Consider the following 16,262-nt stretch of genomic DNA (forward strand, 5'->3'; position numbering starts at 1 on the left):
ATCGGACCTCGGGCAGCCCAAAGACGGCCCGCGTGACGCGCCCATCTGTGCAGCCACAACTGGCCAGCGGCGGGCCGTAACCTGCGGCTGCATCGTTGATCAACGTCCTGACCTGCTGCTCTGTTGGTAGCTGTCGACGTTGGTCACCATTGAGCGCCCTTCCACGGCCCGAGGGCGGCCCGGGAGGGCGCTCGGTGTGGCACGGCTGTCAGAGGTCGATCTGACCCGGGGTTAGATCAGGGGGTACCAAAGTGAGCTGGGGACCGCTTGAAGCGTGCCCTGATCGTGAGTCACGTCCCTGCCGAAGAATAGGGGGCTCCTAGTCTGTGGGTCCGGTGGCGTTAGGTACCAGGCCCGATAGAATTGCCGAAAGACGCCAATGTTTGGATTGGTGGAACTTGGTTGAGCGGTCACTGTTCCAAGCAAAGTTGTTTCAACCGATTTCCCAGGTTCGTTGACGATGCCGAGCGCGACTTGACCTCCGGGCGAATACCCGCTCCCTATTATTGTGAAGTCCGTGCTCAGCTGAGTGCGCACCTTCTCGTAGGAGAGGGAAAGGTTTAGTGGCTTCTTATTTGCTTCGCGTAGGTCGGGATGCATGCCGCCGTATCCGTTGTGGGTGTCCCATGCCACTTCGAACTCGCGCCCGGCATCATCTAGGAAGATGCCGCGAAACTTGATCCCCTGATTTGTGGGGGCGCTGGTCACAGTTTGGATCTCGTCAGGTAGATCGACGCCTCTAGCCTCAAAGAACGAGCGGCCACCTTGGCGTGCTTCACGAATGAGCCCCTCGTCGTCGCGCAGCTGATCAAGCAAAGCCAGGAGCTTCTCGTTGCGACCAAGTGACAGCAGGATGTTGTGGATCCTCAGCTCGTTGTTGAGATTTCGAAGCTCATCCTTGATGGAGTCAACGCGATGCACATGCTGGCGAAGGTCATTCTCGAGCTGTCGGCGCTTTTCGTCCTGAGACGGCATCTGACTCACAGCCTTCCTTATGTCATGGCGAATGGGTTGCGTAACCCGGATCTTTCTGTAGTGTGCGCAGGGCCTAGCCGCGGAGGTGCTCACCCATGATTGGAAGTAGCACACCGAGCGGCTGTATAACGGCCTCAATCCCCCAAACTCCTCTCTCAAGAGTGACTCCGATTGGGTTATTTCGCCACTCCGGTGCGCTCGTCTTGCTTTCGGCAAGGCGCAGGCCGGTCAAACGAGGTCGGCGGAGTTTTAGTGGCCGAGTCAAGAGGCTGTGGCTGTCGCCGATGAAGTGTCAGACGTCGGTGTCGGCGGCCCCGTCGAGCAGGCCCAAGGCGTGATTGTGGAACCGGCATTCGGCATCGCGGCACAGGGCGTTGAAGAAGGCTCGTTGTCGGCGTGGTCGAAGGCCCGTTCCAGGGCGGGAAGATCCCGGTGCACATGTCGCGGAGCCGGTTGAGCGTGCGGACGCGGTCGGCGAATCAGGTTGGTGCGGGGCGGTCAACAGGACTAGATCGGATGCCAGTTGGGCGGGGACGTGGATGGAGGGGAAGTCTCACCCCATGCGGGCGGTGTCGACGATCACGTAGGCGTCCCGGGCGTCGGTCTTGGCTTCGCCGCGGTAGACGCCGGACATCCAGTTGATCGTTCGGCCGGGAATGCAGACGGCCTGTTGGCCGTGGGTGGCGAGTTAAGGTCGGCAGCAGCGCGGACGTGGTGCCGGCGCTGTCAACGCCCAGTGCGCCTTGTCGGATAGGACGAGGGACCCGCCGAGAGCGGTCAGAGTCGTGTGCTCGTCGTTGGGGACCTTCTTGCTCCAGATCGTTGCCCCGGTTTCGTCACCGCGGCGAGCCAGTGATGGGCTTTACCGGCGAGATCCCGACCCAGAGGTGGGCCAGCTGCTCGGCCATGTGCGTTCTCCTCGGTTCAGCCAGCAAGCCGTTCGGCCCGAGGAACACCCCGCCGTCAGCTCCGTAAACAGCGATCGATACGCAGATCTGAATCAGCGGCTAGAGCGTCCCGAAGAGCGGGGCGGCCACTCCACCGGAGCCACCGGGGGGCAGCGACTCTAGAGCCACACCCCTCCTCAGGACCGCCAACCAACGTACGGAGCGGCTTTGGGCTGGGGTTTCGCTCTGCGGACCTATACGCACCTGATGCCCAGCAGCGAGAAGCGGACCAGGGAAGCCGTGGACCGAGCCTTCGGGGACGGCCCCGAGAACGATGACGGCCCCACGACGGCCCAGGAGGCGTAACGAGATAGGGAACAAGCAGTTCAGGCAGGTTCCCGCCTGACTAGCCGGTCTACTGACCGAAGGTCTCCCCTACGGCGGGGGCCGTTCGCACCACGGGTGCGTGCGGCCCCGCCGTCGTCATGAGCAGACCTTGCCGTCCTTCGGCACCGTGCCCTTGAGCAGATACGCGTTCACGGTCGCGTCGACGCAGTCGCTCCCGCTGCCGTACGCCCCGTGTCCCTCGCCCTTCCAGGTGAGGACCACCCCGACGTCCTTGCCCAGTTCGTCCGCCATCTTCCGCGCGCCCTCGTAGGGCGTGGCCGGGTCGCCGGTGTTGCCGACCACGAGGACCGGCGCCGCGCCGGGCGCGCTCACCTCGGGGGTGTCCCCCTGCCCGGCCACCGGCCAGTCGTGGCACCAGCCGGCCGTGTCCCAGCCCAGGAACGCCCCGAAGACGGGCGAGAGCTTCTCGAACCTCGGCAGCAGCTTCTTCGTCTCGGCAGCGGTCGGCCGCTGCTTGTCGTCCAAGCACGATATGACCCGCTGGGAGTGGGTGGTCGTGCCGTAGTGGCCCGAGGTGTCCCGCTCGTTGTAGTCGTCGGCGAGCGTCAGCAGCTCCGAGCCGTCACCGTCCTCCGCTGCCTTCAACGCGCTGGTCAGGGTCGGCCAGCTGGCCTTGCTGTACAGCGGCAGCACGATGCCCGTGACCGCGAGCGTCTGGGTCAGCTTGCGCGAGGTCCCGGTCGGCAGCGGGTTCGCGTCGAGGTCCTTCAGCAGCGCGGCGATCTTCCGCGTGCCCTGCTCGGGGTCCTGGCCGGTCGACTTGAGGTAGTCGTCCAGCGCGCGCTGGAAGCCCCGGGTCTGGTTCTCGGCGTGGCCGATCGTGTCGGCGCTGGGGTCGACGACCGCGTCGAGGATCAGCCGCCCCACGTTCTTCGGGAACAGATGGGCGTAGACGCCGCCGAGTTCGGTGCCGTACGAGATGCCGAAGTAGTGCATCTTCCGGTCGCCCAGCACCTGGCGCATCAGGTCCATGTCGCGAGCCGTGTCGGTGGTGGAGACGTGTGCCATCAGCTCGCCGGCCGCCCTCTGGCAGCCCTTGCCGAAGGCGGTGGCGTCCTGGAAGTAGACCGCTTCCTCGGCCGCGGTGTCGGGTGTGGCGTCGATCGACTCGGCGGACTCGATGTCCTTGTCGCTGCGGCAGCGTACGCCCTCGCTGCCGCCGACCCCGCGCGGATCCCAGCTCACCAGGTCGTACTGCTCGCGCAGCGCGGACACCGTCGCGCCGTACAGCGGCATCATCGAGACGCCGGAGCCGCCCGGGCCGCCGAAGTTGAACAGCAGGGAGCCGATCCGGTCGCCGCCGCGGGCCTTGGCGCGGATCAGCGCGAGGCCGATGGTCTTCCCCGCTGGCTTCGCCCAGTCCAATGGCACCTTGAGCGTCGCGCACCGCCATTCGCTGCTCGGCGCGGGGGAGTCGGAGGTGCCCTTGCAGCCTTCCCAGTCGAGCTTCTGAGAGGTCAGGGAGGAGGGCAGCGCTGCGGCGGCCGCGGTGTCGGAGGGGCTCGCCGACGGTGTGGCCGCGCCGGTCCCCCCGTCGCCCTTCCCGTCGTCGGTCGAGCCGCCGCTACAGCCCCCCACCAGCAGTGCCGCGGCGGCGGCCAGAGCCGTCCACCGTACGAAACGCGTCATCGCGGTCCCCCCATGCAGGCCGTCCGCACCGTGCCGCGGATGGCGGTCATGCCATGGTAGGCGGATCACACGACGCCCGCCGAGGCCTGTGGATAACGTTCTGACCTGCAGTTTTCGCGAGATGCGAGGGTCAGGGCAGGCGAGGTGCGAGCGTCAGGAACACACGGTCCCCGCCGCCGGCACCTTCCCGTCCAGCAGATAGCCGTTCACCGCGCCCTGCACGCACTTGTTCTTGCTGTCGTACGCGCCGTGCCCCTGGCCCTTGTACGTCAGCTCGACGCCGACGCCCGCGCCCAGCGCCTCCACCATCCGCCGCGCCCCGGCGTACGGCGTGGCCGGGTCGCCGGTGTTGCCGACGACGAGGATCGGCGCCGAACCGGCCGCGCTCACGTCGGGGTGGTCCGCGGCGCCCGCCACGGCCCAGTCGGCGCAGCTGATCATCGCCCAGGCCATGGCGTCGCCGAAGATCGGGGAGGCGGACCGGAACTCGGGGAGCTTCCGCTCGACGTAGTCCTCGGTGTACCGGGCCTTGTCATCGGCGCAGTTGATGGCGATGTTCGCCGCGGTGACGTTGCTGTACGTGCCGTCCTCGTTGCGCCCGTTCATGGAGTCGGCCAGGAACATCAGGATCCTGCCGTCCCCGTCGTAGGCCTGGTCCAGGCCCTCGGTGAGGTACTCCCAGAAGTCCTGCGAGTACAGAGACTGCACGATGCCGCTGGTCGCCGCGGTCTCGGTCAGCTTGCGCAGGCCGACACCGGAGATCGGCGTGCGGTCGAGGTCCTTCAGCAGCTTGGCGATCCGGTTCTCGACGTCCTGGACGCTGTCACCGATCGGGCAGTCCTCGGTCTTCGACACACAGTCCTCGGCGAAGTTGTCGAGCGCGAGCTGGAAGCCCTTCGCCTGCCCGAGCGAGCCCTGCTCGGAGTCCTCGGTCGGGTCGACGACCGCGTCGAAGACGGCCCGGCCCACCTTCTTCGGGAACAAGTGGGCGTACACACCGCCGAGTTCGGTGCCGTAGGAGATGCCGAAGTAGTGCAGCTTGTCGTCCCCCAGGACCTGGCGCATCAGGTCCATGTCGCGGGCCGCGTCCGTGGTGCGCACATGCGGCAGCATCTTCTTGGAGTTGTCCTCGCAGGCCGCGTTGAACTCCTTGGTGTTGTCCAGGAGCTTGGTGCGCTCGGTCGCGTCGTCGGGGGTGACGTCCTGCTGGAAGTACGCGTCGAGCTGGAGGTCGTCGAGGCACTCCACGGGGGCGCTGCGGCCCACCCCGCGCGGGTCGAAGCTCACCAGGTCGTAACGGGTGCGCAGTTTCGCGTAGTCCTCGCCGAAGGCGGGCAGTGTGGTCACGCCGGAGCCGCCGGGGCCGCCGAAGTTGAAGATCAGGGAGCCGATCCGTCGGCTCTCGTCGCCGCTCGCCTTGGCCCGGATCAGCGCCAGATCGATCGTGTCGCCCTTGGGCTCGGCCCAGTCCCGTGGGGCCTTGAGGGTGGCGCACTGCCATTCGGCGCCGTTGGGCAGAGGTGACGGGGCGTCACCGCCGCCCTCCGCCGTGGACGGGGCCGGGCAGTCCTTCCAGCTCAGCTTCTGAGCCGTCAGGTCCTGATCCTTGGAGTCGTCACCGCAGCCCGCCAGCAGGGTGGACAGCAGGACGGCGGAGGCGGTCAGGGCTGCGGCCCGCAGGCGGGGAGGGTTCGGCATGGTCCCATCCTGCGGTCGGGCCGGGCGGCCCGCTCGGGGCACGGGCCGTACGAGGTACGCGCGCGTGCCCCTCGTACGGGACACGCGCGCGCGCCTACAGCGCTCCCTTGCGGGACAGGTGGTTGAAGGCCAGCCAGCCCGGCAGCACCGGCAGCCACAGCGTCAGCAACCGATACAGGAGGACGGCGGGTGCGGCGACCTCGCTGGGCAGGCCCACGGCGATCAGACCGACCGTCAGGGTCGCCTCCACCGCGCCCACGCCGCCCGGCGTCGGAGCCGCGGAACCGAGCGCGTTTCCGGCGAGGAAGACGACGGCGACGCTGGCGATGCTGATCGAGGAGCCCTCGGTGCCGAAGGCCCGGATCGAGGCGTCCAGGCACATCACGAAGCAGGCGGTCAGCAGGAGCATGCCGCCGATGCCGGTGAAGAGCTTCTGCGGCCGCTGCAGCACGTCGAGCATGCGCGGCACGACGCCCGCGAAGAGCGAGCGCACGCGCGTGACGACGAACTTCCGCAGGAACGGCACCGAGGTGACGACAAGGACGAGCACCGCCACCGTCAGCAGACCCGCGATGACCGTCCGGGACGGCGACAGCGACGGCGTCTTCTCGGTGCCGGTCAGATAGCCGAAGGACAGCAGCATCAGGATGTGGCAGCCGAGCCCGAAGAGCTGCGAGGCGCCGACACTGGCCACCGCCAGGCCGGGCCGCACGCCCGCGCGTTGCAGAAAGCGCGTGTTGAGGGCGACGCCGCCCACCGCGGCCGGCGCGACGATCTTCACGAAGGACCCGGCGACCTGGGCGCCCACCGTCCGCAGGAACGGCACCCGCTCCGGCACGAACCCCAGCAGCGACATCGCCGCCGCGAAGTAACTGGCCGCCGAGAACAGCACGGCCGCGGCCACCCAGCCCCACTCCGCGTTCTGGATGAGCGGGCCGAACTCGATGTGGGTGAGCTGTGTCAGCAGGAAGTACGCGCCGATGGCACCGGCGATGAAGCTGATGAGCGTGCGCGGCCGCACTCGCTCCAGACGGGCCGGCTCGACGGGCGCCTGCGGCCTGATCAGCAGCACCTGTTGGCGGATCAGCGTGAGCAGGTCGTCCTCGCGGGCCTCTTCCAGGGCCTCGTCGATGGCTCGCTTCTCGGCCCGCGCCTCCGCCCTTACGGCCTTCTTGTCGGGCTTGTCGAGGACCGGCTTGGCGTCCTCGTGGGCCTCGTCGAGCTTGGCCTGCTTGGCCAGCCGGGAGGCCTCCAGGATCGCTTCGCGCTCGCGCTGGGCGCGTTCCCGGGCCAGGGTGCGCAGTGTCGCGCGCGTGGAGCGGCTGAGCGCGATGGGCTGGAGCATCGGCAGACAGTCGGCGACGGCGTCCGGCCCGAGCACGTTCACCGCGGCCGTCACCGCGCGTTCGGCGCCCACGCGCAGGCCGAGCGTCACCAGCAGCTGGGAGATGTCCATGCGCAGCAGCAGGTCCCCGGCGGCGATCTCGCCGACGCGCAGGTCGGTGAGGATCACCGTGCCGGAACGATCCACCAGAATCGCGTCGCCCACCAGCCTGCGGTGCGCGATCCGCCGGGACTGCAGGGCGCGCACCTGGTGCCAGGTGTCCCGCAGCAGGTCGTCGGTGATCTCCTCGTCCGCCAGCGAGTCCAGGGTGCGCCCGCCGGTGTGCTCGTAGACGAGCATCACGGCGTCGGGGCCGAGCTCGGAGGTGGCGATCAGCTTGGGGGCGTTGGCGCCGGCGGCGATCGCCGCGTAGGCGAGCAGTGCCTCCTGCTCCAGGGCTTGGCGCAGGGAAGGCAGGCTGCTGCGGGTGGCGAAGCCGCGCAGTGTCAGATTGCGCCACGCGCGGTAGAAGAATCCCTGGGCCTGCTGCTCCCGGTCGACCACCGTGACGTCCAGCGGCGGGCCGTCCTCCAGCGTGACGAAGTAGCGCCGGCCGCGGTCACCGGTCTCCGGTGTCTCCGCGGTCTCCTCGCGGGCCGCGCTGACCGGGTGGAAGCCGACGTGCCGCAGGCCCGCCATCAGCGTGCGCCCGGTGGGCCGGACGTTGGGCGAGCCGACCGCGTACAGCGTGCCGTAGGCGACGGTCCAGCCGATCAGCACCGTCAGGATGATCGAGAACGGCGTCGTGTAGCCGGTGACGAGCATGGAGAAGGCGTCGAGCATCAGCACGATCCACAGCACCGCGCGCCACCGCGGCCGCCGCGACATGCCGACCGCCGTCATGTACGCGATGACGGGCGCGAGATAGCCGTGCACCGGGTCGGTGAGGGCGTGGATGTCGCCGGGGGAGGGCTGGGTCAGCGCCTCCTGGATCGAGTCTGGGGCGGCCTTGGCGACCCAGAGGTCGGTGGCGAGTGTCACACCGTGGGCGAGGACCGCCGCGAGCACGCCGTCGGCGATGCGCAGTCCGTCGCGTTTGATCAGCCGTTCGATCGCGAAGGCGACCGGCACCAGCAGGATCGCGATGCTGGAGGCCAGCCCGGCGATCTTGATGAGCAGGTCGGGCGCCTGTCCGGTGCCCTTGTTGATGTCCTGTTCGAGGCCCGAGGTCGTGCCGTGCGCGAACGCGGCGATCGCCAGCAGCACGGCGATCGCGAGCACACCCACCAGCAGCCGCATGAGGTCCGAGGGACGGTGCACGCGCGCGGGGAGGAGGGGTTCGTCACCCTCGACCTCGTCGGTGTGGACCTCGTCGTCGAAACCGTCGCCGGTCGCGGACGCGTCGTCCGCGTCATCGGTGCCCGGACGCGACGAAGCGTCAGAGGTGCTCTCCGCGCCCTCCGGGTGCACACCCTGTTGCTTCATCGTCTCTTCTTGATCTCGTATCACCGGTCACCGCCCGCACGATGGTGGCATGCTCCACCGACACACGGGGGCATCAGGGTGCAAACGCGGGGCGCACAGTCTGCCGGAAGCGCCGCTCCAGGGCGAGGGTCACCCGCGGTGGTCAGCGCGTCACATTGTCGGTGGGGTGGGGCAGGATGGGGCGGATGAGTGACGAGAGCCTGCCGCAGGACGTCCCGCCGGACGCGCTGCCGGAGTACGCCGAGCGGGTCCTGGAGGTCGCCGAACTGATCCCGCCCGGGCGCGTCATGACGTACGGCGACGTCGCGGAGTGGCTGGAGGAGGGCGGCCCGCGCCAGGTCGGCCGCGTGATGGCGCTCTACGGAGGAGCCGTCCCGTGGTGGCGTGTCGTCCGCTCGGACGGCGTGCTGCTGCCCGGCCACGAGCTGCGGGCCCTCGGTCACTACCGGGACGAGGGCACGCCCCTGAGGACGGCGAGCAGGGCCGCCGAGGGCCACCTGCCGCGCCTGGACATGAAACGGGCGCGATGGGACGGCGGCGAACGCGCGGAGGGTCACACCTGACAGCTTCCGCCATCGGACGGGCCCAGGGGGAGCCTGTGATCCGTACGGGGGAACGGGGGCACGTCCGTGGCATGACGTACGTTCGTGGGGCGAGGGACGTACGTGTCGCGAGTGCCGCGAGTGCCCCGAGGGAAGAAGCGGAAGCCCTGCTTCCGATCCGTTCGTCGGCGTAGCGTCGGCTGCACGCGCCCCGCTCACCCCGCGATCACCGCCCTGCACGCACGGCGGACAGCCAACCAGCACACCCACCAGGACCGGCGAACCACGTGAGCTCCTCTTCCTCCACCAGGCGCCTGGCGCACCCCCAGGTGCGCCAGGGGAACCGTGGCGCTTACCGACTGGTGCGTACCCCGCCGGCCCGAGTGGATCCCCCTCCTCTGGACGCCGCACAGCGCTCCGTGGTTGAGCACAAGGGTGGTCCGCTGCTCGTCCTCGCAGGTCCGGGCACCGGCAAGACCACCACCCTCGTGGAGTCCGTGGCCGCGAGGATCGCCCGTGGCGGTGACCCCGCGCGCGTGCTGGTGCTGACGTTCAGCCGCAAGGCGGCCGTCGAGCTGCGCGACCGCATGGCGCTGCGCATAGGGGCCGCCCGAGCGCCGCAGGCGACCACGTTCCACTCGTTCTGCTACGCCCTGGTCCGCGCCCACCAGGACAGCGACCTGTTCGTGGAGCCGCTGCGGCTGCTGTCCGGCCCCGAGCAGGACGTGGCCGTACGCGAACTCCTGGCGGGCCAGCCCGACCTGGAGCGCCTCGGCCTCGCGCACGTGCGCTGGCCCGACGAACTGCGCGCCTGTCTGACCACCCGCGGCTTCGCCGACGAGGTCCGCGCGGTCCTCGCCCGCAGCCGTGAGCTGGGCCTGGACCCGGGCGCCCTGGACGCCTTCGCCCGCCGCATCGGCCGCCCCGACTGGCGGGCCGCCGCGGCCTTCCTCGCCGAGTACCTCGACGTCCTCGACCTCCAGGGCGTCCTCGACTACGCCGAACTCGTCCACCGCGCGGTGCTCCTCGCCCACAGCCCCGAGGTCGCCGGGCGGCTCGCCGCCCAGTACGACGCCGTGTACGTCGACGAGTACCAGGACACCGACCCGGCCCAGGTGCGGCTCCTGCACGCCCTTGCCGGCGGCGGCCGCACCCTGGTCGCCCTCGGCGACCCCGACCAGTCGATCTACGCCTTCCGGGGCGCCGACGTGAACGGCATCCTGGACTTCCCGCACGCCTTCCCGCGCGCGGACGGCCGCCCGGCGCCCGTCGAGGTGCTGCGCACCTCCCGCCGCTCCGGCGCCGGCCTGCTGGCCGCCACCCGTCTGCTGACCCAGCGCATGCCGCTGACCCGGCTGCCCGCCGAGAAGGTCCGCGCCCACCGCGACCTCGCCCCGGTCCGGGAGGGCGGCCGCGTCGAGGTCTTCACGTACCCGACGCCGGGCACGGAGCTGGACAACATCGCCGACATCCTGCGCCGGGCGCACCTGGAGGACGGCGTGCCCTGGGGCGAGATGGCCGTCCTGGTACGCGCCGGGTCGCGCACGATCCCCACGGTGCGCCGGGCGCTCACGGCGGCCGGGGTGCCGCTGGACATCGACGGCGACGACCTGCCCCTGCGCCACGAACCGGCGGTCGCACCCCTGCTGACCGCACTGCGGGCGGTGGCCACGGCGGAGGCGGCGGAGGCATCGGCAGGGCCGGGAGGGGAGCCCGCGTCGGACGAGCCCTCGCCGGAGGCCGAGCCACGGGACGCCGCGCCTCAGGAGGCCGCCCCCGAGCAGCCCGCCCCCTGCTGGCTCGACACCGAGACCGCCCTCGCCCTCCTCACCTCCCCGCTCGCCGGCATGGACGCCGCCGACCTGCGCCGTCTCGGTCGTGCCCTGCGCGACGAGGAGCGCGCCGCCGGCAACCCCCTTCCGCCGCCCTCCGACGAGCTGCTCGCGCGGGCGCTGGCGGAGCCGGAGCGGCTGGCCGTGCAGGACCCCGCCTACGCGCGCGGTGCCCAGCGGCTGGGCGCGCTGCTGCGCAAGGCCCGGGAGCGCCTCGCGGGCGGCGGCAGCGCCGAGGAGGCGCTGTGGGACCTGTGGAACGGCACCCCCTGGCCCAGCCGCCTGGAGCGGGCCGCCCGGCGCGGCGGCGCGGCCGGCCGCAACGCCGACCGCGACCTGGACGCCGTGTGCGCGCTGTTCGCCACCGCCGCCCGCGCGGAGGAGCGCAGCGGGGGCCGGGGCGCGCTGAACTTCCTGGAGGAGATCGACGCCGAGGACATCGCCGCCGACACCCTCACGCGGCGTGCCGTACGTCCCGACGCCGTCCGCCTGATGACCGCGCACCGCTCCAAGGGCCTGGAGTGGCGTCTGGTCGTCGTCGCGGGCGTCCAGGAGGGCCTGTGGCCCGACCTGCGGCGCCGCGGCTCCCTCCTGGAGGCTGACCGCATCGGCCGCGACGGCCTCGCCGAACCACTCACCCCGGGCGCGCTGCTGGCGGAGGAGCGCCGACTGTTCTACGTCGCCGCCACACGCGCGCGTGAGCGCCTCGTCGTCACCGCGGTGAAGGCCCCGGCCGACGACGGCGACCAGCCCTCCCGCTTCCTGACCGAGCTCGGCGTCGAACCCAAGGACGTCACCGGCCGCCCGCGCCGCCCCCTGTCGGTCGCCGCGCTCGTCGCCGAACTCCGCGCGACGACCGTCGACCCGCGCGCGTCGGACGCCCTCAGGGAGGCCGCCGCCCGCCGCCTGGCCCGGCTCGCCGCCCTCACCGACGAGGACGGCCGCCCGCTCGTCCCCTCCGCCCACCCCTACCGCTGGTGGGGCATGTTCGAGCCGACCGAGTCCAAGGTGCCGCTGCGCAACCGCGACCAGCCCGTCGTGCTCTCCGGCAGCGCCCTCGACCAGCTCGCCAACACCTGCGCCCTGCAATGGTTCCTGGGCCGCGAGGTGAAGGCCGACGCGCCCGCGACCGTCGCCCAGGGCTTCGGCAACGTCGTGCATGTCCTCGCCGACGAGGTCGCCTCCGGACACACCCCGGCCGATCTCGCCGTCCTCATGGAGCGCCTCGACTCCGTGTGGAACGCCCTCGCCTTCGACGCGCCCTGGAAGTCGGCGCAGGAGAAGGAGAACGCGCGCGTGGCGCTCGAACGCTTCCTCAAATGGCACGTCATGGACCGCACCGGCCGCACCCCGGTCGCCAGCGAGCACGACTTCGACGTCACCCTCGAAGCCGGCGACTACGAGGTGCGCATCCGCGGCCAGATGGACCGCGTCGAGGCGGACGGCGAGGGCCGCGCCTATGTCGTCGACTTCAAGACCGGCAAACAGGCGCCGACTGCGCGTGAGGTGGAGCACCACCCGCAGCTGGCCGTCTACCAGCTCGCCGTCCGCGAAGGCGCCGTGGACGAGGCCTTCGACGGCGTACGCCCCGAGCCGGGCGGGGCCGAACTCGTCCAGCTGCGCCAGGGCGCCGCCAAGCGGGACGGCGGCGAGACGCTGCCCAAGGTGCAGGCACAGGACCCCATCGAAGGCGCGGCAGGGGAGTGGGTCGGCGACCTGCTCGCCACGGCGGCCGGCAAGGTCCTCGACGAGCGGTTCACCCCGACGGCCGGCCAGCACTGCACCCACTGCGCCTTCCGGGCGTCGTGCAGCGCGCGGCCCGAGGGCCGGCACGTGGTGGAGTGAGTCAGCACCCCGCCTGTGACCAGTCGCACCACGCGTGCTGACCTGCGCTTCTTCCGAACCGAGAGGCGATTCGTCCTCGACTGTCAGTGGCCGCCGCTAGCCTCTGCGACATGCCCGCCCGTATCACCGATCCCGATCAGCTCAAGGAGCTCCTCGGCATCCCGTTCACCCCGGAGCAGACGGCCTGCATCACCGCGCCGCCCGCCCCGCAGGTGATCGTGGCCGGTGCCGGCTCGGGCAAGACGACGGTGATGGCGGCCCGCGTGGTGTGGCTGGTCGGCACCGGCCAGGTCGCCCCCGAACAGGTCCTCGGCCTCACGTTCACCAACAAGGCCGCCGGTGAACTCGCCGAGCGCGTCCGCAAGGCGCTCGTCAAGGCGGGCGTCACCGATCCCGACGTCATCGACCCGGACAACCCGCCGGGCGAGCCGGTGATCTCGACGTACCACGCCTTCGCAGGCCGCCTCCTGACCGATCACGGCCTGCGCATCGGGCTCGAACCGACCTCCCGGCTCCTCGCCGACGCGACCCGCTACCAGCTCGCCGCGCGTGTGCTGCGCGAAGCCCCCGGCCCCTACCCGGCGCTGACCCGCTCCTTCCCGGACCTCGTCGGCGACCTCCTCACCCTCGACGCCGAGCTCGCCGAGCACCTCGTACGGCCGGAGGCCCTGCGGGCGTACGACGCCGAGCTGCTGCTCGCCCTCCAGGGCGCCAAGCTCACCAACGCCGACCTGCGCAAAGTCCCCGAAGCGGCCGCGGCCCGCCGCGAACTGGCCGAACTGGTGGTCCGCTACCGGGCCGCGAAACGCGAGCGGGACCTGCTCGACTTCGGCGACCAGATCGCCCTGTCCGCCGAACTCGCCCAGATCCCCGACGTGGGGCGCGTGCTGCGCGACGAGTTCCGGGTCGTGCTGCTCGACGAGTACCAGGACACCTCGGTCGCCCAGCGCATCCTCCTGGCGGGCCTGTTCGGCGGCGGCACCGGCCACCCCGTGACCGCGGTCGGTGACCCCTGCCAGGCGATCTACGGATGGCGCGGCGCCTCCGTCGCCAACCTCGACGACTTCCCCGAGCACTTCGCCCACGCCGACGGCCGCCCCGCCACCCGCCAGGCGCTCAGCGAGAACCGCCGCAGCGGCGGCCGCCTCCTCGACCTCGCCAACGGCCTCGCCGAGCCCCTGCGCGCCATGCACGCGGGCGTGGAGGCCCTCCGCCCGGCCCCCGGCGCGGAACGCGACGGCATGGTGCGCTGCGCCCTGCTGCGCACCCACGCCGAGGAGATCGACTGGATCGCCGACTCCCTCGCCCACCTCGTGAACACCGGCAAGGCGCCCGGCGAGATCGCCGTCCTGTGCCGCACGGCGACCGACTTCGCCGAGATCCAGGGCGCGTTGGTCGCGAGGGACGTGCCGGTGGAGGTGGTGGGCCTCTCGGGCCTGCTGCACCTGCCCGAGGTCGCCGACCTCGTCGCCGTCTGCGAAGTGCTCCAGGACCCCGGCGCCAACGCCTCCCTGGTCCGCCTGCTGACCGGCCCGCGCTGGCGCATCGGCCCGCGCGACCTCGCCCTCCTCGGGCGCCGCGCCCGCCTGCTCGTGTCCCACGCGCGCGTGGACGCCGGCGACGACCGGGACCGGCGGCTCGCGGAGGCCGTCGAGGGGGTCGACCCGTCCGAGGTGATATCGCTCGCGGACGCTCTGGACACGTTCCTCGAGCTGCCGTTCGACACCGAGCACGAGGACGACGGGCTGCCGTTCTCGCCGGACGCGCGCGTGCGGTTCGCCCGGCTCGCCACCGAACTGCGCGACCTGCGCCGCTCGCTCGCGGACCCGCTGATGGACGTCCTGCACCGCGTCCTCGCCGTCACCGGCCTGGAAGTCGAGCTGTCGGCGTCCCCGCACGCCCTGGCCGCCCGCCGCCGGGAGACCCTCTCCAACTTCCTCGACGTGGCCGCCTCCTTCGCCGCGGGCGACGGCGAGGCCACCCTGCTCGCCTTCCTGGGCTTCCTGCGCACCGCCGCCCAGTACGAGAAGGGCCTCGACAACGCCCTCCCCGGAGGCGAGAACACCGTCAAGGTGCTCACCGCGCACAAGTCCAAGGGCCTGGAATGGGACGTCGTCGCCGTCCCCGGCCTGGTCACCGGTACCTTCCCCAGCACCCAGGGCCGCGAGAAGTGGACCGCCCAGGGCAAGGTGCTGCCCCACGACCTGCGCGGCGACGCCGCCACCCTGCCCGACGTCGAGACCTGGGACTCGCGCGGCCTGAAGGCCTTCCACGAGGCCATGAAGGACCACCAGCACACCGAGGAGCTCCGCCTCGGCTACGTCACCTTCACCCGCCCCCGCTCCCTCCTCCTCGGCTCCGGCCACTGGTGGGGCCCGGCCCAGAAGAAGCCCCGTGGCCCGTCCGACTTCCTCCAGGCACTCCGCGAGCACTGCGAGGCCGGATTCGGCGAGATCGAGGCATGGGCCGACGAGCCCGCCGAGGACGAGGAGAACCCGGCCCTGAGCCAGGCCACAGTCGACCAGGTGTGGCCGCTGCCCCTGGACGACACGTCCCTGGCCCGCCGTCGCGCCGCCGCCGAGACGGTCCTCGCCCACCTGGAGCGCCTCGCCTCCCGCGCGGACGGGCACGCACCCGACCCGGACGAGTACGAGGACCCGGACTGGCCGCCACCGCCCGAGGACGACGACGTCCCCTACGAAGAGGACCCCGCGGCGGCGGACGCCCCGGACGACTGGGACTCCTGGACCACGGACCGCCCCTCGGTCCCGCACCAGGCGACGGCCCCGGAACCCCGGGCCGAGGCCCCGCGGGCGCTCCCGCATCCCGCGCCTTCGGAGCCTGAGAGGCACTCCGCCCCGGAACCGCCCTTCCCGGAGGACCCGTTCACCCCGGAAGAGGCCCGCACGCTCGCCTCCTGGGACCGCGACCTCGACGCCCTGACCGGCGAGCTCCTGCGCGCGCGGGAGGCCGTCACCGACGTACCCCTGCCCGCGTCGCTCACCGTCTCGCAGCTCCTGCGGCTGGCGGAGGACCCGGACGGGTTCGCGCAGGAACTCGCGCGCCCCATGCCGCGCCCCCCGCAACCGGCCGCGCGCCGGGGCACCCGGTTCCACGCCTGGGTGGAAGCCCGCTTCGAGGAGCTGACGCTGCCCCTGCTGGGACCGGAGGAACTGCCGGGCGGCGACGAGACCGACATCGACGACGAACGCGACCTGGAAGCCCTCAAGGACGCGTTCGAACGCACCGAGTACGCCCACCGCTCCCCGTACCGCGTGGAGGCCCCGTTCCAGCTGGCCATCGCCGGACGCGTGGTGCGCGGCCGGATCGACGCCGTCTACAAGGCGGACGACGGCGGCCGGACGACGTACGAGATCGTCGACTGGAAGACCGGCCGCGACCGCACCGGCGACCCCCTCCAGCTCGCCCTGTACCGGCTCGCCTGGGCCGAGCAGCAGGACGTGCCCCTGGAGTCGGTCACGGCCGCGTTCGTATACATCCGCAGTGGCGAAGTCGTACGGCTCGACGAGCTTCCCGCGCGGGAAACGCTCGAGCGACTGCTGCTGGACGAGCCCTCCGCGCCAGCAAACTGTGAGGAACCGCCCACCGATGATGTCGGTGCGGGCCGATAGGCTCG

The 16,262-nt window shown here is 71.3% G+C and carries 8 protein-coding genes; 3 read left to right on the top strand and 5 right to left on the bottom strand.

Annotation, left to right across the window (positions count from 1 at the left end; all coding sequences use genetic code 11):
* Positions 1-231: 231 nt before the first annotated feature.
* From ACFUO4_RS22585 to ACFUO4_RS22605, 5 genes are all read right to left on the bottom strand, one after another.
* Positions 232-984 (bottom strand): hypothetical protein, encoded by a 753-nt coding sequence (locus tag ACFUO4_RS22585; protein WP_383487432.1) that lies wholly within the window; start codon positions 982-984, stop codon positions 232-234.
* Positions 985-1,528: 544 nt separating this feature from the next.
* Positions 1,529-1,609 (bottom strand): hypothetical protein, encoded by an 81-nt coding sequence (locus tag ACFUO4_RS22590; RefSeq protein ID WP_383487914.1) that lies wholly within the window; start codon positions 1,607-1,609, stop codon positions 1,529-1,531.
* Between the two features lie 736 nt (positions 1,610-2,345).
* On the bottom strand, positions 2,346-3,899 hold the full coding sequence (locus tag ACFUO4_RS22595; RefSeq protein WP_383487435.1) for an alpha/beta hydrolase: 1,554 nt from the start codon (positions 3,897-3,899) through the stop codon (positions 2,346-2,348).
* Positions 3,900-4,052: 153 nt separating this feature from the next.
* A complete protein-coding gene (locus ACFUO4_RS22600; RefSeq protein WP_383487438.1) occupies positions 4,053-5,597 on the bottom strand; it encodes an alpha/beta hydrolase in 1,545 nt (514 codons plus the stop codon).
* A gap of 94 nt (positions 5,598-5,691) precedes the next feature.
* The gene (locus ACFUO4_RS22605) at positions 5,692-8,406 is read right to left on the bottom strand and encodes a lysylphosphatidylglycerol synthase domain-containing protein (protein ID WP_383487441.1); all 2,715 of its coding nucleotides are present in this window, start codon (positions 8,404-8,406) and stop codon (positions 5,692-5,694) included.
* 185 nt (positions 8,407-8,591) lie between these two features.
* Here ACFUO4_RS22605 and ACFUO4_RS22610 point away from each other — a divergent pair, with 185 nt between their 5' ends.
* The 3 genes from ACFUO4_RS22610 (at position 8,592) to ACFUO4_RS22620 (ending at position 16,257) form a co-directional block, all read left to right on the top strand.
* On the top strand, positions 8,592-8,969 hold the full coding sequence (locus ACFUO4_RS22610; RefSeq protein ID WP_079311775.1) for an MGMT family protein: 378 nt from the start codon (positions 8,592-8,594) through the stop codon (positions 8,967-8,969).
* A gap of 266 nt (positions 8,970-9,235) precedes the next feature.
* The gene (locus ACFUO4_RS22615; protein ID WP_383487445.1) at positions 9,236-12,625 is read left to right on the top strand and encodes an ATP-dependent helicase; all 3,390 of its coding nucleotides are present in this window, start codon (positions 9,236-9,238) and stop codon (positions 12,623-12,625) included.
* A 110-nt stretch (positions 12,626-12,735) separates the two neighbouring features.
* On the top strand, positions 12,736-16,257 hold the full coding sequence (locus tag ACFUO4_RS22620; protein WP_383487448.1) for an ATP-dependent helicase: 3,522 nt from the start codon (positions 12,736-12,738) through the stop codon (positions 16,255-16,257).
* Positions 16,258-16,262: the final 5 nt, after the last annotated feature.

The organism is Streptomyces sp. NPDC057280 (assembly GCF_042668605.1).
In the GTDB taxonomy this organism is placed as follows: domain Bacteria; phylum Actinomycetota; class Actinomycetes; order Streptomycetales; family Streptomycetaceae; genus Streptomyces.